General features: G+C 62.1%; 16 protein-coding genes and 1 tRNA gene. 8 read left to right on the top strand and 9 right to left on the bottom strand.

Annotated features, from left to right (window positions below):
* The 3 genes from B7449_RS10640 to B7449_RS10630 form a co-directional block, all read left to right on the top strand.
* A partial coding sequence (locus tag B7449_RS10640) for an EAL domain-containing protein (RefSeq protein ID WP_048883604.1) occupies positions 1 to 228 on the top strand: 228 nt, incomplete at its 5' end.
* 123 nt (positions 229 to 351) lie between these two features.
* Entirely contained in the window at positions 352 to 2,079 is a 1,728-nt protein-coding gene (locus tag B7449_RS10635) for a putative bifunctional diguanylate cyclase/phosphodiesterase (RefSeq protein ID WP_039736439.1), read from the top strand.
* Positions 2,076 to 2,534 carry a hypothetical protein gene (locus B7449_RS10630; protein ID WP_039736440.1) on the top strand — a complete coding sequence of 153 codons (459 nt, stop codon included), beginning with the start codon at positions 2,076 to 2,078 and terminating at the stop codon, positions 2,532 to 2,534. Before B7449_RS10635 ends, B7449_RS10630 begins: the two co-directional genes overlap by 4 nt.
* A 107-nt stretch (positions 2,535 to 2,641) precedes the next feature.
* Here the strand turns inward: B7449_RS10630 and B7449_RS10625 are convergent, their stop codons facing one another.
* From B7449_RS10625 to B7449_RS10595, 7 genes are all read right to left on the bottom strand, one after another.
* Complete coding sequence (locus B7449_RS10625; protein WP_039736442.1) at positions 2,642 to 3,664, bottom strand: NAD-dependent epimerase; 1,023 nt, start codon at positions 3,662 to 3,664, stop codon at positions 2,642 to 2,644.
* A gap of 189 nt (positions 3,665 to 3,853) precedes the next feature.
* The gene (locus B7449_RS10620) at positions 3,854 to 5,179 is read right to left on the bottom strand and encodes a UDP-glucose dehydrogenase family protein (protein ID WP_039736443.1); all 1,326 of its coding nucleotides are present in this window, start codon (positions 5,177 to 5,179) and stop codon (positions 3,854 to 3,856) included.
* 84 nt (positions 5,180 to 5,263) lie between these two features.
* The gene (locus tag B7449_RS10615; protein WP_039736444.1) at positions 5,264 to 6,433 is read right to left on the bottom strand and encodes an AGE family epimerase/isomerase; all 1,170 of its coding nucleotides are present in this window, start codon (positions 6,431 to 6,433) and stop codon (positions 5,264 to 5,266) included.
* Complete coding sequence (gene rfaE1 / locus B7449_RS10610) at positions 6,430 to 7,890, bottom strand: D-glycero-beta-D-manno-heptose-7-phosphate kinase (RefSeq protein WP_039736446.1); 1,461 nt, start codon at positions 7,888 to 7,890, stop codon at positions 6,430 to 6,432. Before rfaE1 ends, B7449_RS10615 begins: the two co-directional genes overlap by 4 nt.
* A gap of 307 nt (positions 7,891 to 8,197) precedes the next feature.
* Positions 8,198 to 8,272: transfer RNA gene (locus tag B7449_RS10605), tRNA-Thr, on the bottom strand.
* Positions 8,273 to 8,370: 98 nt separating this feature from the next.
* On the bottom strand, positions 8,371 to 8,784 hold the full coding sequence (gene dksA / locus B7449_RS10600) for an RNA polymerase-binding protein DksA (RefSeq protein WP_039736490.1): 414 nt from the start codon (positions 8,782 to 8,784) through the stop codon (positions 8,371 to 8,373).
* Positions 8,785 to 8,895: 111 nt separating this feature from the next.
* The gene (locus tag B7449_RS10595; RefSeq protein ID WP_048883603.1) at positions 8,896 to 10,533 is read right to left on the bottom strand and encodes an efflux transporter outer membrane subunit; all 1,638 of its coding nucleotides are present in this window, start codon (positions 10,531 to 10,533) and stop codon (positions 8,896 to 8,898) included.
* Between the two features lie 171 nt (positions 10,534 to 10,704).
* Here B7449_RS10595 and B7449_RS10590 point away from each other — a divergent pair, with 171 nt between their 5' ends.
* The 3 genes from B7449_RS10590 (at position 10,705) to B7449_RS10580 (ending at position 14,525) form a co-directional block, all read left to right on the top strand.
* Positions 10,705 to 11,421, top strand: a complete 717-nt coding sequence (locus B7449_RS10590; RefSeq protein ID WP_039736448.1) for a TetR/AcrR family transcriptional regulator — start codon at positions 10,705 to 10,707, stop codon at positions 11,419 to 11,421.
* Between the two features lie 323 nt (positions 11,422 to 11,744).
* Entirely contained in the window at positions 11,745 to 13,949 is a 2,205-nt protein-coding gene (locus tag B7449_RS10585) for a TonB-dependent receptor (protein ID WP_039736449.1), read from the top strand.
* Positions 13,950 to 13,991: 42 nt separating this feature from the next.
* Positions 13,992 to 14,525: a GNAT family N-acetyltransferase gene (locus B7449_RS10580; RefSeq protein WP_039736450.1), complete on the top strand. Its 534-nt coding sequence runs from the start codon at positions 13,992 to 13,994 to the stop codon at positions 14,523 to 14,525.
* An 86-nt stretch (positions 14,526 to 14,611) separates the two neighbouring features.
* On the opposite strand, the gene B7449_RS10575 is transcribed toward B7449_RS10580, so the two are convergent.
* Together B7449_RS10575 and B7449_RS10570 are read right to left on the bottom strand one after the other, a co-directional pair.
* Positions 14,612 to 15,991 (bottom strand): ammonium transporter, encoded by a 1,380-nt coding sequence (locus tag B7449_RS10575; RefSeq protein ID WP_039736451.1) that lies wholly within the window; start codon positions 15,989 to 15,991, stop codon positions 14,612 to 14,614.
* Positions 15,988 to 16,326, bottom strand: a complete 339-nt coding sequence (locus B7449_RS10570; protein ID WP_010515189.1) for a P-II family nitrogen regulator — start codon at positions 16,324 to 16,326, stop codon at positions 15,988 to 15,990. Before B7449_RS10570 ends, B7449_RS10575 begins: the two co-directional genes overlap by 4 nt.
* 224 nt (positions 16,327 to 16,550) lie before the next feature.
* On the opposite strand from B7449_RS10570, the gene B7449_RS10565 reads away from it, so the two are divergent.
* Positions 16,551 to 18,254 (top strand): alginate export family protein, encoded by a 1,704-nt coding sequence (locus tag B7449_RS10565; RefSeq protein WP_039736452.1) that lies wholly within the window; start codon positions 16,551 to 16,553, stop codon positions 18,252 to 18,254.
* Positions 18,255 to 18,357: 103 nt separating this feature from the next.
* On the top strand, positions 18,358 to 19,632 hold the full coding sequence (locus B7449_RS10555) for a chloride channel protein (RefSeq protein ID WP_039736491.1): 1,275 nt from the start codon (positions 18,358 to 18,360) through the stop codon (positions 19,630 to 19,632).
* Positions 19,633 to 19,797: the final 165 nt, after the last annotated feature.

Below are 19,797 nucleotides of genomic sequence, written 5' to 3'. Positions count from 1 at the left end.
AACGCGCAGGCCGTGACCATGGCCGTGATCGGCATTGGCTCGCGTCTTGGCATGACGGTCGTGACCGAAGGCGTGGAAACCGAACAGCAGTGGCGCCTGCTGGAAGAACTGCATTGTGATGTGATGCAGGGCTATCTGTTTGCGAAGCCCCTGCCACCGGCGGAACTGGAAAAATGGTTCCGTGAGCGGCAGGAACGGGGGTCGTTCCTTATTCCCACGAAGGTGTAATATGATGTGCCGTATGGTCTGGCACGGCCGCATGGGTGTATCATGCGGCGGGTCTGTCCCGTTGCCGGACTGATTCCATGACACATTCTGTTCAGTTTTTTATTTTAGGTTCCAGGCAGGAATATGGCATTGCAACACGATGATCGGCTGCGGGCACTGACACACCAGGATGCGGATTTCTGGGCCGACCTCGTTGATAGTGTCCTGATCGTCGCCATTACCGATAACAGGGGCGTCATCACCTATGTGAATGACCGTTTCTGTGAAATCAGCCAGTACTCGCGTGAGGAACTGATCGGTTCCACGCACCGTATCGTCAATTCAGGGTATCATGACGCGGATTTTTTCCGTGACCTGTATCGCACGATCCAGGCGGGGGAACTGTGGCAGGGCAATATCTGCAATCGCGCCAAGGACGGGTCGCTGTACTGGGTGGCGACCACCATCATCCCCAAGAAGGACAGGCAGGGCCAGATCCAGGGCTATGTCGCAAGCCGGTTCGAGATCACGGAACTTATGAATACCCGTGACCGGCTGTGTGAACTGGCGGAAACCGATACGCTGACCGGGCTGCTCAACCGTGGCGGCTTCAATACTGCCCTGGCCGATGAAATTGCACGCTGTCGCGAACCTGGCAGTACGTCGCACCCCGCGCTGGTCATGTTTGACCTCGACGGGTTCAAGCAGATCAACGATGTCCATGGCCATCATGCCGGTGACATCGTGCTGCGTGCCATTGCGTCACGCCTGATTGAACTGACCCACCCCGATGACCCCGTCAGCCGTCTGGGGGGGGATGAATTCGCGGTGATCCTGCACCGCACGCTGGAAGACGTGTCGCTGGAGCGGTACATGGACCGCCTGCAGGGCGTGCTGGAACGCCCCATCGACATCGAAACGGTGACCGTAAGCGTTGCGGGCAGCATTGGCGCGGTTCTGCTGGATGGCACCGACACGATGGAAGACGTGCAGAAAAACGCCGACATGGCGATGTACGCCGCCAAGCGCGCGGGGGGCAAGCAGTCGCAGATGTTCACCCGCAACCTGCGCGAACGCGCGCAGGCCCGTGTATCCATCCTGAGCGAGGCACGGTGCGGGGTCGAACGCAACCAGTTCGAGGTCTATTACCAGCCGATCCTGAACTGCCGCACGCGTGAAGTGGACCAGATCGAGGCGCTGCTGCGCTGGCAGCATCCCGAACGCGGGCTGCTGGCGGCAGAAGACTTTTCCGACGTGTTTACCGATGCCGGTCTGGCGCAGGCCATGGGGCCGCGCATGATCGAGGCCTTCCGTCGTGACGTATGCATGTGGAACGAGCAGGGCCAGCCCCCGCGCCAGCTTGCCATCAACCTGTCGCGCATGGATCTGATCCGCGATGATTACCAGCGTGAACTGGAGGAATCGCTCAGGCGTTTCAACATGTCCCCCGACAGCTTCGTGCTGGAAGTGACCGAGGCGATGCTGCATGGCCGCCGGGCGGACCAGGGGATCCGCAACCTGCGCGAACTGGCGCGGTCCGGCTTCCGCATTGCGCTGGATAATTTCGGCAAGGGGATTACCGTGCTGAACCACCTGCGTGAACTGCCGTTCTCGCAGGTCAAGATCGACCAGAGCATGGTCGCCACTATCGTGGGCAATCCCGATGCCTGCATGGTCCTGTCCAGCCTGATCGAAATGGGGCAGGGGTTCCAGATGGAGGTCACGGTCGAAGGTGTTGAAAACCGCGAACAGTTCGATCTGGTCATGCAGATGAAGCCGGAGCGGATACAGGGGTTCTATATCTCCTCGGCCCTGTCCTCGCAGGATATTCTCAAGCTGCCGACGCATTTTGAAGGAGCGGTCCGCGCATGACCGATGAACCCCGGACCATTGCCGCGCGGATCGGGGATGATCTGCCGCGCATCGACGTGATCGAACTGGCCAATACGCGACGCATCATGCACGCTGAACGCCATAATGACGGATCGCGCATGCCCATGTTCATCCCCACCGCGGCATGGGCGAAACTGCTGGAACTGCATTGTACCAGTGACGGCACGCCAGAACGCCCGCGTCTTGCCCCTTCACGCGTAATGGATGGGCTGGAACGCGCCCTGGGGCGTATCATGACGGAGGTGGCGCGCCATGACGCCACGGATGATGAACCACTGCGCCCGGCCTATGTCGTGACATCCGACCTGTTTGGCGCGGACGGTCCGGTGGATATCCGCATGGTGGTGGACCGGATGACCGGCGTTGCCTGCATGCTGGCGGGACCGCCTGCGGATATTGCGGCCCTCGGCCTGGATGATGCGTCGCAGGGCTGAAGGCCGGCGATTTGAAAACTGTCCGGAAAGACGTTTTTGGTGAAGCTTTTTCCAAAAAGCTTCGAAGAACGCCGCCTTTTTGGGAAAAAGGCGGCACCCGGAAACGTTTATTGCTGTTTGGCAATCGTCGTCTGCGGCGCGTGATAGTACTGCCGGTACCACTCCACGAATGCATTCACACCTGTCTGCACCGGTGTTGCGGGGCGGAAACCCGTCAGCGCCTGCAGTGCGGAACAGTCGGCCCATGTACGTGGCACGTCCCCGGGCTGCATGGGCATGTAATTGCGGATGCAGGGCTGGCCCAGCGCCTTTTCAATCGCCTCGATGAACGCCATCAGGCTGACGGGGTGGCTGTTGCCGATATTGATGACCCGGTAGGGGGCAACCGGGCTGGCGCCGGGATCACTTTCGCCCGGCCCGTGTGGCGGCTTGTGCGACAGCAGGCAGATTGCTTCCACCAGATCGTCGATATAGGTGAAATCGCGTTCCATATTGCCATTGTTGTAAACGTCGATCGGCTTGCCCGCCAATGTATTGGCCGTGAACTTGAACAACGCCATGTCCGGCCGGCCCCATGGGCCATAGACGGTGAAGAAGCGGAAGGCGGTTACCGGCAGCTTCCAGATATGGGAATAGGAATGTGCCAGTTCCTCCGTGGCTTTCTTGGTTGCGGCATACAGGCTGAGCGGATGGTCACAGCGCTGGGATTCCGAAAAGGGCACGTCCCTGCTTGCGCCATAAACGGATGAGGTCGAAGCGATCATAAGGTGCGCGGGCTGGCACCGCCGTGCCTGTTCCAGCACGTTATAGGTGCCGATCAGGTTGGCGCTGATATAGGTGCCGGGATTTTCGATGCTGTACCGCACGCCGGCCTGTGCCGCCAGGTGGACCACCAGTTCGGGATTGCACCGGGTAAAGGCGTTTTCCATGGCCTGCGCATCTTCCAGCATGAATTCGTTGCAGGTGAAGCGTTCGAATTCCCGCAGCATGGCATGGCGCTTCTGCTTCAGCCTGACATCGTAATAGCTGGTCATGCCATCAATGCCGGTCACGTCATGCCCATCGCGCAGCAGGCGGCGGGCAAGGTGAAAACCGATGAACCCGGCCGTGCCGGTAACAAGGATACGCATTCCGTACTCCCCCAAAATCCAGGCAGTCCGTTACAGCCTGCCCGGTTCACATTCCTACGTCATGCACCATGGTCTGCCGCCCCGTGATCGGCCTGCGGGCGATGCACCGGGAAAAGCGCATGATCTTCAGGCGGATAATGGGAACATGGGCCACGATACGACTAACGGTAAAAATGGATGGCAGCCCATTCAGGCAGATTTCGGGCCGGTGTGGCCCCGTCCTATGCCGGTATAGGAAAACCCGGATTTTTCCACATCAGCGGGATTGTAGACATTATGCAGGTCCACCAGCACCGGCGTGTGCATCAGGCCGCGCATACGCGGCAGGTCCAGCGCGCGGAAGGCGTCCCATTCGGTCACGACCGCTACGGCATCCGCCCCCGTGACCGTTTCGTACGCATCGGCGCAGAAGGTAATGCCATCCAGCACCTGCCGCGCCTGGTCCATGCCAACGGGGTCGAAGGCGCGTATGGTTGCACCCGCATCCTGCAGGGCGCGGGTAATGGCGATGGAGGGCGCATCGCGCATGTCATCGGTATTGGGCTTGAAGGTCAGGCCGAGCAGGGCAACCGTCCGCCCCCGCACATCCCCGCCCGTAGCCTGGATGATCTTGCGGCCCATGGCGCGCTTGCGCTGTTCATTCACATGGGCCACGGCTTCGATAATCCGGCCCGGCACGCCATAATCCTGCCCGGTCTTGATCAGGGCGCTGACATCCTTGGGGAAGCATGACCCGCCAAAGCCGGGACCAGCATGCAGGAATTTTGACCCGATACGATTATCCAGCCCCATGCCGCGCGCGACATCCTGCACATTGGCGCCCGCGCGTTCGCACAGATCGGCCATTTCGTTGATGAAGGTGATCTTGGTGGCGAGGAAGGCATTCGCCGCGTATTTCGTCAGTTCCGACGTGCGGCGGTCGGTAAACATGATGGGGGCCTGATTGAGGAACAGCGGACGGTAGATTTCCGCCATCACCTCACGCGCGCGCGGGTCGGTCGTGCCGATCACGATGCGGTCTGGGCGCTTGAAATCCCCGATGGCGGCCCCTTCACGAAGGAATTCGGGATTCGACGCCACAGCAAAATCGGCATCGGGCCGGACTTCGCGGATCAGGCGCTCAACCTCATCGCCCGTGCCCACGGGCACGGTGGACTTGGTAACGACCACGGTATAACCCCGCAATTCGGTCGCAATGGCGCGGGCGGCGTCGTACACATAGCGCAGGTCGGCATGTCCGTCCCCCCGGCGCGAGGGAGTGCCGACGGCAATGAAGACGGCATCCGCATCCTGCACGCCCCATGCCAGGTCCATGTCGAAATACAGGCGGTCCGCCGCCGCGTTGGTGGTGATCAGGTCCGCAAGGCCGGGTTCGTAAATGGGTACCCTGCCCTGGCGCAGGGCCTCCACCTTGCGCGGGTCGGTATCGATGCAGCGGACCTCGTGCCCGAAATCGGCAAAACAGGCGCCCGTGACCAGTCCGACATAGCCTGCCCCGATAACAGCAATTTTCATTCCAGTCCCTCCTTATCGGGAAACCCGCGCGTCCTCAGGCGCAACGGGTGCGCCTGCGCGGCAGATGCTCCGGCCCGGTTGATGTCATGGCGCGGAGTGCGAGAGGTTTTCCGCCGCATCCCTGTGTCCGTGTCCTTCGGTCAGGTCACAGACCGCCCCGTAAATATGGTACAATGAACTGGCGGGCATATGGTCCATGGGTGTTGTCCCGTCCGCATTAAGGCGGTCGATCCAGCCCCCGTTCAGGTGCGATGGAATGTAATGGGTAGCGAAATGCGCCAGTATTCCGGGCATTATGCCAGACGACACCGGTGCGGACTGGTTTGCGCCAAGGGAGCGGATCAGTTCCGTCTGGGGCCAGATGCGCGTGCCCCCATCCACCACCCGCCCGTCCTGTGTGACGGCATTGCGGATGACGAGTGGCATGATGCCGGTCGTATGGGCCAGCGCGGTCAGATGAAGCCTGCCGGCAACCTGTCTGATGGTCGCCGCGTCCCCGGGCGCGCACAGGCGCAGGTATTCATGCAGCAGCCATGACCATTCCAGCAGGTGGCCGGGTTCCGCCCGGTTCCTGCCTGCGGGATGAAGGGGCTGCCAGTCGGCGCTGAAATCTTCCAGCAGCAGTCCGCTGTCCGGATCGATGAAACGCGTGGTGGCCAATGTGACCAGTCGGGCCGCGCGGGCACGGTAATTTTCCTCCCCCGTGGCGTCATACAGGGCCAGCCATGCTTCCAGCAGGTGCATGTGCGGGTTCTGCCGCCGGATGGCGTCATGGGGTGGCACGGCATCCATGAATCCCGGTCCGGAAGTGTGGAAGATCGTCTCCAGTTCGGTCGCGGTACCCGCGGCATGCCGCTTTAATCCCGGGTCACCCGACAGCCGGTATGCCCAGGCATAGGCAAACAGGATGAACGCATGCGTATACAGGTCCCGCCGCCGGTCGGCAGGCCGTCCATCGGGGGCGAGGGAGAAAACCCAGCCCGCCGCGCCATCGGCACGATGGTAACGGCGTTCGACTTCCGCAAGGCAGCGCAGGGCCATGTCACCCGCAGGGCAGTCGCCACGCAGGGCGGCGCGGCAATAGGTCGCGATCTGGCGTGCCTGCACCATCAGGCGCAGGGCAGGCAGGGGCAGGGGGCGCGCGTTGAAATCAAGCCGTTCATGAAACAGGGCGCGCTGGCTGTCGAAACCATTTTCAGACCATAGCGGCAGCGCCTGCCGTACGGCCCATGACTGGAACCGGGCGGGCGTCACGCCGGGATATCAGTCTCGGCTCCGGGCTGGCCGCCCGCCTGTTTCACAAGCGAGGTGGTCGATCTGCCGGGCATGATGTCAACCAGCACGACGCGACCGCCATTGGCTTTTACAATGTCGCCCCCCACCACTTCATCCTCGCGGTAATCCGCGCCCTTTACGATGACATCGGGCAGGATCATGCGGATGGCCTCCCTGGGCGTATCCTGGTCAAACAGCACGACCAGATCGACATTGCGCAGCGCGCCGATCACGGTGGCCCGGGCGCGTTCATCCTGTATGGGGCGGCTTTCCCCCTTCAGGCGGCGGACGGAGCGATCGGTATTCAGCGCCACGATCAGCTTGTCCCCCTGTGCCGCCGCAGCCTGTATGAGCGAGATATGACCGGGATGCAGCAGGTCGAAGCACCCGTTGGTAAAGACAACCCGCGCGCCGTGATGCCGCCAGTCCCGCGCCATGGCAGCCGCCTGTTCCAGGGTGACGAGCTTGCCGGAATCCGGCATGTCGCGCATCAGCGCGTGGCTGAGTTCGGAACGCGATACGGTGGTCGTCCCCAGCTTGCCCACCGCCACGGCGGCAGCCGTGTTGGCAATGGTCACAGCCGTTTCCATGGACTGCCCCGCCGACAGGATGGCCGCCACGGTCGCCACCACGCAGTCTCCGGCGCCGGAGACATCGAATACCTCGGCCGCCCGGCTGCGCACATGGCTGACCGTTCCGTCATCCTGCCACAGGGTCATGCCTTCTTCCGAACGGGTGACCAGTATGCTGCCGCCGGACTGCGCGCCCGCCGCGCGGGCGGCTGCGGTGATCTGATCGTCCGTCCGTACCGGCAGGCCGGTTGCGCGCGCCAGTTCCTGCCGGTTGGGCGTGACCAGCGTCGCCCCGCGATAGGCGGCAAAGGACGTGCGCTTGGGATCAACGATGACGGGGATATTGCGCGCGCGTGCATGCGCGATGACGGCGTCCAGCACGCTGTCGTCCAGAACGCCCTTGCCATAATCCGAACAGATCAGGATATCCGCCCCGTCAATGGCCATATACGCCTGCTTCACCAGTTCGGCCTGTATGGCGGGTTCGGGGGGGTGTGTGTCCTCGTTATCAATCCGGACGATCTGCTGGCGTCCGCTCATGACCCGTGTCTTGGTTGTGGTCTGGCGATGGGCGTCGCGCACCAGTCCACGCGTATCGATCTGGTCCCAGCGTGCAAGGGTATGGGACAGTCGGGTGGCGTGTTCATCCACCCCCACCAGACCGACAAGACAGACGCGCGCCCCCAGCGCCGCCGCATTCGCTGCGACATTTGCCGCCCCGCCTGCCACGATATCAAGGTGTTCATGCACCAGAACAGGCACGGGCGCTTCGGGCGAAATCCGGTCGATCCGACCGGAAATGTAACGGTCCAGTATCACATCGCCCACAATGGCAATGGTGCCGAAATGCATGTTCTCAATCATGAGGAGCCTACCGTTCCCGTAACCGCCTGCGCTGCTTTAATATGGGAGCCGCGGAATTCACAAGAAGAAGCGGTTCCACCCGTTCCTGTACGGGTCGGGTCAGGCAGTCGTGACAGCATATTCAGGCCGGCGCACCGGGTCGAGGGGCCGCAGATGTCTTCATGCGCCACGCGTCAGAAATCCCGCAGGACATGGGTCGACATATGCCTGCATCCGTCGCTGGCTGCCGACAGGCACGCACGCCCTGTCCCGGAATTGCCGGAAGCAGAACCGGCAGACATTCTGATGGAAATGTAAGGGAAAATCATGGTGCTGCTGGACAGGATTGAACTGTCGACCTCTCCCTTACCAAGGGAGTGCTCTACCACTGAGCTACAGCAGCACTGTATGCGCGCTTCCTAACTTTTCCTGCACCGGCTGGCAACCCCCTTTTGTCGTGTTTCGGCAAATTGGGATCATCCAGCCGGGGGACAGGTAGGATCAGTCGTCGCGGTGGATGCGTTCCATGCGTTCGTGACGTTCCTGCGCCTCGATCGAAAGGGTCGCGATGGGGCGGGCTTCCAGCCGTTTCAGGCCAATGGGTTCGCCCGTTTCTTCACAGAAACCATAGGTCCCGGCCTCGATACGCAGCAGGGCCTGATTGATCTTGGAAATCAGCTTGCGCGCCCGGTCGCGTGTGCGCAGTTCCAGCGCGCGATCGGTCTCGACACTGGCGCGGTCGGTAATATCCGCTTCGTGAATGCCGCCTTCGGACAGGCTGGCAAGTGTTTCGTCCGCTTCCTTGAGGAGGTCCGCCCGCCATTTCAGTAGTTTGAGGCGAAAATATTCCACCTGCTGCGGATTCATGAATTCCTCATTATCCGAAGGGCGGTAATCGGGGGGCAATGTAATCATGATGACAGGTCCCTGCGCCGTGGTTCCGTATGGCGGCATATGCCCATCCAGTCGGGAACGGGGCGGCTTATACTAGCATGGCGCGTGCGCGCCAAGCCTTTAACGCCGGATTCAGGCGGGTTGGTGCGATGTAGCGGGAGCAGGGGTGCCAGCAGGCGTGCCAGCCGTGGTGGACGGTTGCGCGCCCTTTGCCTGCTTCGTACGCGGTGCCGGTTCGGGGTACGTGGTTTCCCAGCCCCCGCCCAGTGCGTTGTAAAGACGGACAAGATTGCCCGATATGGTGGCCGTGCTGGTGGTCAGGTCGGATTGCGCGCCCAGGTACTGGCGCTGGCTGTCCAGCACGTTCAGGTAGGTGACCATGCCGTGGCGGTACTGGTCCTGCGCCAGTTGCAGGGCATGGCGGCTGGCCTCCATGCGCTGGGTCAGGTTGTCGTGACGGAGCTGTTCATCGGTATAGGCGGTCAGCGCGTTGTCAATGTCATGCCATGCGCCCAGCACGGTCTGCTGGTAGGTGATGGCTGCTTCCTTCTGGGCGGCCTTGCGCAGTTCCAGCTGCCCGCGCAGGCGTCCGCCCTGGAATATGGGCAGGGTGATGGACGGCCCGACATTCCATGCCTTGGCGTTCCAGAACCCAAGGTCGCGGAAGGACAGGGATTCAAACCCGAACCCGGCATTGATCGTCACGCGCGGATAGAATTCGGCCACGGCCTCGCCCACCTGCGCGGTTGCCGCGTGCAGGTTGGCTTCGGCCCGGCGGATATCGGGGCGGCGGCGGGCCAGTTCGGACGGCACGCCCACCGGCACGCGCGGTGGCACGGGGGGAATGGCGGAAGCCGTCAGCAGTTCATCGGACAGGGCGCGCGGCGGTTCGCCCATCAGCAGGCTGAGCGCATTGACCTGCGCCACCAGCTGCTGCTCAAGCTGGGGCAGTTGCGCCAGCGTGTTTTCATACTGCACGCGGGCCTGTTCCACTTCCATGTCGCTGGCCAGCCCCTTGGTGTAGCGCTGCTGGTTCAGGTCCAGCATGGATCTGGCCACGTCGCGGTTTTCCATGACAATGCGCAGCTGTTCCTGCGTGTTGCGCAGGTCCATGTAATCACGCGCGACTTCGGACTGCCGTGAAATCAGCATGCCGCGTCGGGCTTCGTTCGTGGCCTGCGCCTGTGCTGCGGCGGCTTCGTACTGGCGGCGTACACGGCCCCACAGGTCCACTTCCCATGTGGCATCAATGCTGTCGCGCCACTGGTTGAACAGGGGGATCTTGGCCTGTCCGGGCGTCACGTCAGCCAGGGCAGGGGCTTCCTGAATGACGCCGGGATTGCTTTGTACATCCGTCACGATACGTTGCAGCATCTTGGTGCTGTACTGCTGGCGGGCATATGATCCGGTGGCGGACATGGCGGGGTAGCGTTCGGCGCCGGCAATGCGCAGCTCCGCGCGGCTTTGCGCCATGCGATAGGCATAGCGGCGGACATCGAGGTTGTCGGTGGCGACGCGCTGTTCCAGCTTCGTCAGTTCAGGATCGTGGAAGATGGTCCACCATGCGGTATCGGGATCATCCGGTGTGGTCTGGCTTGCAACCTGTGCAGGTGTGCCATTCGTGCCGGTTGTGGCGATATGCTTCGGGCCGCCGTACTCCTTGGGCGTCCACGGGGTTGGCTTGTGGAAGTTCGGGCCGACCGCGCACCCGGCGGTCATGACCGACAACCCAACCACCGCCGTGCGCCATGAAATTCCCCTACCCACCAACGCGGCCCCCTGTTGTCCCTGAAACAGTTAATATAAATCTGTATGACCTTGGCAGGGTTTTGCTACCATGCCATGAATTGACCGATCAGTTCGGTCAGTCCCCTAGCCTATCGGCTTTCCTCACGGGGTCAATCGAAAGTACGCACCGATAACGGGAGCAGGATGATTTCCATGGGTACCACGCCAGACCGGCCCGGTCAGATTCAGGCTGAAAGCTGCCCGCTTTCCGGTACGTCGGAGGCCAAGCGCCAGCAGATCCTGGCGGGTGCCGCGCGTGTCTTCGCCCGACAGGGATATGAAGGGGCCAGCATGTCGGGCATCGCGCGCGATGCCGGTGTGTCCAAGGGAACGCTGTATAATTATTTCGAAAACAAGGCCATGCTGTTCTCCGCCTTCGTGGAACAGTGCGCATGCGAGAAAATGCCCCTGCTGTTCAGCCGGATTGATGAAGGGGCGAACCTGACGGAATCGCTGGAACATCTGGCCGTGGCCATGATCCGGCTGCTGACATCGCCGCTGTCGCTCATGCTCAACCGCATCATCATTTCCGAAGCCGGGAATTTCCCCGACCTTGCCGAAACCTTCTGGAAGCATGGGCCGCAGAAGGCCATTGGCATCCTGTCCGCGTGGCTTATGCAGCATAACGATGCGGGCGTGCTGAACATTCCCGATCCGATTTTTGCGGCGGAGCAGTTCTATGGCCTGTGCCAGACACGGATCGTGGCGCGCGCACGGCTGCAATTGCCGGTCGACACGGATCAGGCGCATATCGAATTCATTGCCCGTTCCGCCGTGCGGACGTTCCTCAATGCCTATCTGCGTGATGCCCCGCGCCTGCCGCCGGTAGTGATGGACCGCACGGCATCCGGTACCGCTAAAAAATCATAAAAGTTTCCGGGTGCCGCCTTGTTTTTAAAAAGGCGGCATCCTTTCGAAGTTTTCTGAAAAAAGCTTCACCCAAAATTTCCTCCAGTTTTCAGGCCGTTTCACAGGAAAGCGCTTTCGGCTGTCCTGTATCGACGTGCTGACGAAATGGTCCGTGGCTCTGGTTGCCCTGTCCATAGGGCAGGGCCGCCATGTCCATGTTGCATAAAAACAACATTTTCCCAGCCCCGCGCAGACGCCTGCTTTTTGGGGTTGTTATGTTATATTGTACCAATATACGGCTGGGTCATCCGAAATCTCCTGACTGGATGCGAGCCCACCCTGACATGACGCGCTTATGGTTTTCCCGTCACCCGCTATCCCCCGCCATGCTGGCGGCCATGACCGTACTGACGCCGGTCTCCCCCCTTGTGGCGCAGACCACGACGGGCACGGATGTGCCCACGACCGATACGACCACCACGCAGGTGGCCGATACGGAGGTCACGCGCCGGTCTTCCGCGCCGGACGCCATGACGGTTACCGCCCGGCTGGACCGCGCGCGCATCCAGCTACAGCCTTCCACCGGGGCCACGGTGCATGCCTTCAGCCGCAAGGCGCTGGAAACCATTCCTGGTGGCGACAATGCCGGGCTGAACAGCGTGCTGCTTCAGGCCCCCGGCGTGGCGCAGGACAGTTACGGGCAGATCCATGTCCGTGGTGACCATAACGAAGTACAGTTCCGTCTGGATGGCGTGCAGCTACCCGAAGGCCTGAACGTGTTCGGCCAGACGCTGATGACCCGCTTTGCCGACAACCTGTCGCTGTCCACCGGCGCGTTGCCGGTGCAGTACGGCTTCCTGCAGGCGGCGGTGGTGGACATCACCACCAAGAACGGGGCCACCAACAAGGGTGGCAACGTGTCCATTTACGGCGGTGCGCGTGATTACTTCTTCCCCTCCGCGCAGTATGGGGGACAGCATGGCAGGTGGGATTACTTCTTTACCGCCGATTACGTGCATGATCGCGTGGGCATTGAAAACACCACGCCTTCGTTCAATGCGCCGCATGACCTGAGCAATCAGTACCATTTCCTTGGCCACCTGCGTTACACGGTGGATGAGAACACGCGGATCAGCCTGATCGCCGGTGTGTCCAACGCCGAGTACCAGCTGCCCAATATCGGCGGCCAGCCCATGTTTGGCGATGATTACAGCAGCCTGTTGCCCCAGGCGCCGGGCAGCGGCAACCTGAATGAACGCCAGAAGGAAATCACCGATTTCGGCATCCTGTCGCTACAGAAGGAAATCGGGGCGTTCAGCCTGCAGACATCGGTTTTCTCGCGCTATAGCAGCCTAGGCTACAGCCCCGACCCCAATATGGGCGACCTTGCGTATATGGGCATAAGCCAGCATGCCGAACGGTCTGTCATGTCCACCGGCACCCAGAGCGACGTGACATGGCGCGTGCGGCCTGACCACACCATCCGTTTCGGCTTTCAGGTCTTTGCCGAACGCAACATTACCAAGGCAGACGCCACGGTGTTCAATGATGCGGACCAGCAGGTCAGCATCCATACGGGCAATGGTCGCACGGGCGACATCTACGGCCTGTATGTGCAGGATGAATGGCGACCGCTTCATAACGTGACGGTCAATTACGGCCTGCGTTTTGATGGCGTGGGGGAATACACCAACGAACACCAGCTCAGTCCGCGCATCAATGTGGTGTGGCGCGCGTGGAAGGGAGCGTCGCTGCATGCCGGGTATTCACGCTACTTCACCCCGCCGCCGTTCGAGGTGGTGGGCGGGTCCGACCTGCAGCAGTTCGCCAGCACCTCGGCTGCGACCGATGTCAGCCGCAGCGATACGGTCAAGGCCGAGCGTGATCATTACTTCGATGCCGGGATCGAGCAGATCATCCTGCCGGGCTGGCGCGTGTCGTTCGATGCCTATTACAAGCTGGCCCATAACCTGATTGATGAAGGGCAGTTCGGTGCGCCCATCATCCTGTCAGGCTTCAATTACCGGCGCGGACAGGTCAATGGCTATGAATTTTCCACGTCCTATGACCACGGACCGCTGTCACTGTATGGCAATTTCGCCTGGTCGCGGGCGATTGGTAAGGATATTACCAGCGCGCAGTTCAACTTTGACAGTGATGACCTGAAATACATCAGCCAGCACTGGATTCATCTGGATCATGACCAGCGCTGGACGGCTTCGGCAGGTGGTTCTTACACCTTCTTCTATCGCAGCGGACATCCCACCCGCATCTCGGCCACCATGGTGTATGGCAGTGGCCTGCGGCAGGATTCGGATGTGCCCAATGGCGGCGTCATTCCACGATACGCAACGTTCAACATGTCACTTGTGCAGTCTTTCCGTGACCTGTTCCATTCCCGCTTCCTGCGCACCACGCAGCTGCGGCTGGATGTCACCAACCTGTTCGATCACCCCTACATGCTGCGCAGCGGCACGGGCGTTGGTGTGGGCGCGCCGCAATATGGCCTGCGCCGGACCATCCTGACCGGTATTTCGCAGTCATTCTGACCGGGTGTGCTAGGTTATCGCGGTACACAGCCGGGATGACCCATGTTATTTTCCATCCGTGTGGCCGACGAAGGTGATGCCTGCTCTCTTCCCGCCCTCGAACATTCGGCAGGACAGGCGTTCCGCGCGGTGCCGGAACTGGCATGGGTGGCGGATGATACGGGCATGACCGTTGACGCGCACCGTGCCTGTATCAAGACGCGTACCTGCTGGGTTGCTGTTGGGGAACAGGAACGGATTGCCGGTTTCCTCAGCGCGCAGCCCTGCGGGCATGACCTGCATATCCTTGAAATGTCGGTGGCCCGTGACCGGCAGGGCAGCGGGCTGGGCCGACGGCTGCTGGCGGCGGCATATGACGGGGCGCGTGCACGCGGGTTGACCGGACTTACATTGACTACCTTCCACGCCATCCCGTGGAATGCCCCGTTTTATGAAAAGGCGGGTTTTTACCAGCTACTTCCCGCTGCACTGGATGCGCGCCTTGCCGCCCTGTTGCAGGCAGAGGCGCGGGCTGGCTTTCCCGCCGGGTCACGCTGCGCGATGCGACAGGATGTGATGGGGACGCACGAGACGTAAGGCGTTTTCTGCCTGTTTCCGGGCATGAAAAAGGGCGACCCGTTGGGGCCGCCCTTTGTGCTGGATGTCAGGAATGGCGAAGGGGATCAGGAATTGATCCGTTCACCATGCAGGCTCATGTCCAGCCCTTCCATTTCCTCGTCGCGCGTGACGCGCAGGCCGATGGTCAGGTCAATCAGCTTGAGCAGGATATAGGTCAGCACCGCGCACCAGGCGATCGTGATGCCAACGGATTCCGCCTGCGCCACGAACTGCGAGAACGACCCGCTGACCCCCTCGGGGCTGGCATCGGTTGCCGAAAGCGGGCCATAGGCAAACACCCCGGTCAGCAGCGCGCCTACGATGCCACCAATGCCATGCACGCCAAAGGCGTCGAGACTGTCATCATACCCCATCATGTGCTTGAGGCCCGTCGCCCCCCAGAAGCAGATTACGCCAGCGGCCAGCCCGATCATCAGCGCGCCACCCGGCAGCACGAAACCTGCTGCAGGCGTAATGGCGACAAGACCGCCCACGGCACCGGAAATAATGCCCAGCACCGTCGGCTTGCCGGTCTTGATCCATTCCGCGCACATCCACGACACGCCAGCGGCGGCGGCGGCGATCTGGGTGGTGGCCATGGCCATGCCCGCACGCCCGTTCGCCCCCACGGCGGACCCGGCATTGAACCCGAACCAGCCCACCCACAGCAGGGATGCGCCGATGACGGCGTAGGTCAGGTTGTAGGGCGACAGGTCGTCTTCCCCATAACCCTTGCGCCGCCCGATCACGAGGGCCGCGACAAGGCCCGCGATCCCGGCATTGATATGCACGACGGTGCCACCGGCGAAGTCGATCGCGCCGATCTTGCTGGCGACCCATCCATCCGGTCCCCAGACCCAGTGGGCAACCGGCACGTACACGATCAGCGACCACAGGATGGTAAAGACACACAGCGCGCTGAACTTCATGCGTTCGGCAAATGCGCCGGTAATCAGGGCGGGCGTGATGATGGCGAACGTCATCTGGAACGTCATCCACACGCTTTCGGGAATGGTCATGGTCGTCGCGGCGGGGGTGCCCGCGGCCATGGTGAAGGCCACGTCGGACCCCTTGCTGATTCCCGCGCCAAGGCCGTTGAGCATCACGCGCGACAGGCCGCCGATGAACGCGTTGCCCGACGTGAATGTCAGGCTGTAGCCCAGCACCATCCACACCACCGTCATGATGCAGCAGATGCTGAACGACTGCATGAGGGTGGCCAGCACGTTCTTTTTGCGCACCATGCCCGCATAGAACAGGGCAAGGCCGGGCACGGTCATCATCAGCACAAGGCCCGTGCTGACCAGCATCCATGCCGTGTCACCCGTGTCGATCGCGGCGGGGGGCGCGTCGGCCGCCATGGCGGGCAGGCTGCCCATGCACAGCGCAACCGCCGCCGCCGCAGGCCCGAACTGGCGGGCGCTCTTGCCAATCTTTGTGATCACAGCGCGTTTTCTCCGGTTTCCTGTGTCCTGATGCGCATTGCCTGTTCAAGGTCGAGGACGAAAATCTTGCCGTCACCAATCTTGCCGGTGCACGAAGCGCTCTGGATCACCTCCACAACCTTCTCGCACTGTGCGTCCGCCACGGCGATCTCAAGCTTGATCTTGGGCAGGAACTGGATGTTGTATTCAGCGCCGCGATAGATTTCGGTCTGGCCCTTCTGGCGGCCATATCCCTTGACCTCGGTTGCGGTCAGGGCATCCACCCCGATGGAATGCAACCCCTCGCGCACCTCATCGAGCTTGAACGGCTTGATGACGGCAATGACGAATTTCATTTCGTTCCCTTCCTGCCTGGCCCCTGAAACATCGTTTCGCTGTCTCTGTTCCGTACAGGTAACCATATCCCGAAGCAATATGAACTTGCTAGCGCCTTTAGGCGCGGTTGTGCAGTGGTGGCGTGTTGCCATTATCTGCGCGTCGTGTTCCCGGTTTTCTGTTTGCGATGCAGATAAATATCCGTATTGGAAAGGTTTCGTAACGAAAGGCGCTTTTCCACTTCATGTCTGATCTTCCCGCCCGCGCGGTGTCGCGGCCTGTCCGGTCCCGGGGGCAGTGGTCTTTTTCCGCCCTGGTGCTGCCGGTATCCGGTGTCCTGGCATGGGGCGCGCAGGACCACGCGGCCCGTGCATCGGTCCCGAAGCCGGGACAGGGGACGGCGGAAAACATCCATGTGCATGCCGCCCCCGTGCCGCCGGTCGAGTATTTGCCGCAGGCCAGCCCCGTGGGGCAGCCCATCCGCATGCCGGCCGTGGCGCACCATCCGTCGGGCCACCAGTATGACTGGGGCGTGTTCAACCGTGACAATGGGGAAGCGGCGGGATTCGGTCCGGTCGGCCGCTATGGCGTGGCGCGCTGGGCGGAGGACTGGAGCACCCTGCGCAGCAGGGCGAAGCGCGACGACCCTTTCGATGTGCTGAAATACGTTCCCCTGACCCGAAGCGGGAGCGTGTGGATCAGTTTTTCGGGAGAGACACGGGCCCGCAACTGGTTCGAGAACCGTCCCGTGCTGGGGGCGGCGCATGTGACCGATTCCGGACGCTTTACCGTGCGCAACCTGTATGGGGCGGACCTGCATCTGGGCACGCATGTGCGGCTGTATGGCGAACTGATCAATGCCGATGCAGGTGGCTGGCGTCCGTACGGGTATGGCAGCACCTATCGCAAGCAGCTTGATGCGCAGCAGGCCTTTATCGAGGTGAAGGGCCATGTGGCGGGGGCAAAGGCGGGATTCATGTTCGGCCGTCAGGCCTTTCTCGATATGCCGGCCTATGTGCTGTACTATCGTATGTCTTCCTCCGTGCCGCTGGCGTGGAACGGGTTCCGGGCCTATGCCGCGTGGTCGCGGGTGCGGGTGGATGCGTGGGATTTCGTGGGGACCGACATTTCGCCACACGGCATGTTCCACGATACGGAGGATTACAGCACCCGCCTGTATGGCGTGGAAACCACATGGGCGCCGCCTGACTTCACCTTCATGGGGCAGGCGGGGTACTCGTTCCTCGACCTGTTCTATTTCGGCACTAAGGCGGGCGGAGGGATCAGTGGCGTATCCGCGCCGTCGTTCGCGGTGCAGCAGGGCATGGCCACGCGCAACAATTTCGGTGGCCGGTGGCATGGCATCGCGGGGCCGGTCGAATTCTCGATGGGGGGCATATGGCAGGGCGGCGCCTTTCGCGCCACGGGACCGGACAGCCTGCCCCGGCCGATCGATGCCTGGTCGTTCAGCAGCAATGCGGGCTACCGGATCGCGCATGACCGTTTCCATACCTTTGTCGGCATGCAGGCGGATGTATTTTCGGGTGGGGATGCGCGGCGCAATACGGTGGGAACATACAGCCAGCCCTTTAACCCGCAGCTGACCTATGTCGATGCCTCGCTGACCGTATCCGAATCGAACATGGTCGATATCGGGCCGGAGGTGCGCATGACGTTCTTCAGGTCGCTCAGTGTCATGGCGCGCTACCCGCTGTACTGGCGCTACAGCACGCAGGCCCCGGTCTCGCGGCCGGGCGCGTTGCAATATGCTTACCATTACAACGGGTCGTTCATCGGCATGGCCCCGCAGGCCACGCTGACATGGCAGATCGGGCCCCATCTTTCATGGGGGCAGACCCTTTCGCGTTTCATCACTTCCGCCTCGCTGAACCGCGCGGGGGGAAGCAGTGGCACCTATTACATGTCCAACCTGTCCTTTCGCTTCTGAAACCTGTCTTGCGTCCGGACCCTGATCCGGCATACCCCATGCAATCATGACCGCACCCGCTTCCTCCCCCGTTCCGCCTGCCGCTTCCACGCCCTGGCCGGTCATGGCCATGGCGGTCATCTGCACGGGTATCCTGTCCGGAATCGGGGGGACGGTGCTGTCGCTGCTTCTGCATGTGATCCAGCATGTCGCCTATGGCTACGGGCAGGCGGGGGGACCGCATAATTTCCTGCTTGGCGTCAGCGCGGCGCCGTACTGGCGGCGCATTGCGGCACTGTCGGCTGCCGGTGTGGTAGCTGGCGTAGGCTGGTGGGCGCTGGGGCGTTTTGGCAGGCCGCTGGTCAGCATTGCCGCAGCCGTGGGCAAGACGGGGCCGGGCAAGCCCATGCCGCCCCTGTCCACCGTGGCCCACCTGCTGCTGCAGATCGTGACCGTGGCCCTTGGCTCCCCGCTGGGGCGTGAGGTGGCGCCGCGTGAACTGGGGGCAGTGCTGGCCACCGGCACGGGCCGCCTGCTGGGACTGGCGGCGGAAGACAGGCGCATCATCATCGCCTGTGGTGCGGGGGCCGGCCTGTCAGCGGTGTATAATGTGCCGCTGGGTGGCGCGCTGTTCATACTGGAGGTCCTGCTGGGCAGCGTGGGACAGCGCACCGTGTTGTGCGCGGTGGCGGCGTCGGCTATCGGGGCATTCGTGCCGTGGGCGGTGCTGGGCAACGTGCACCAGTATGAAATCGGGCCGATGGCGGTGACCGCCCCCGTGGTGCTGTGGGCGATCTGTGCCGGTCCGGTCATTGGCGTTGGCGCGCATGTGGCCAGGCGGCTGATGGGTATCGTGCAGAACCGGGCGGCAAAGGGCCCGTCGCGCATTGGCTGGTGTCTGGTGGTGTTTCCCGTGCTGGGGGTGCTGACATGCCTTTACCCGCAGCTGCCGGGTAACGGGCGCGGACCGATGCAGCTGGCGCTGTCGGCGCGGCTGGGTATGGAACTGGCCGCCATCGTGCTGGTGCTCAAGGTCGTGGTGATCATGGGCGCGTTGCGCGCAGGGGCGGCGGGTGGCCTGCTGACACCCAGCCTGACCATGGGGGCGCTGCTGTCCACCGTTGTGGCGGGGGCCTGGAACATGGTCCTGCCGGCAGTGGATGAGGGAAGTGTCGCGTTGCTGGGGGGAATCGCCTTCCTTGGCACGTTCATGTCCATGCCGTTGACAGCCGTGGCGCTGGGGATCGAGTTCACGCATCTGGACCATGACATGTGGATTCCGGTTTTCCTGACATCCGCCGGGGCGCTGGTGGCCTTCCGGGTCAGTGCGCGGGTGGTCGGGCGCCCGGTTGTCCAGACACAGCCCTGTGCGCCGGGCAGCATGTCGGTCCGGTCCTGATCCCGGGAACAGCCAGATGATGAAACAGAATAAAAGTTTCTTATGATTGCCCGATATTTTCCGGGCCGCCCCGGAATGGAAAAAGGCGACACCGTTCCCGATGCCGCCTTTCCCTGAGGACAGTTGCCGTTTTCGGTTATGACAAACCGTCAGCGCCATTCATTC

It is taken from the genome of Komagataeibacter intermedius TF2, from assembly GCF_000964425.1.
Classification (GTDB): Bacteria; Pseudomonadota; Alphaproteobacteria; order Acetobacterales; family Acetobacteraceae; genus Komagataeibacter; species Komagataeibacter intermedius.
This window is presented reverse-complemented; position numbering and strand designations above follow the sequence as displayed.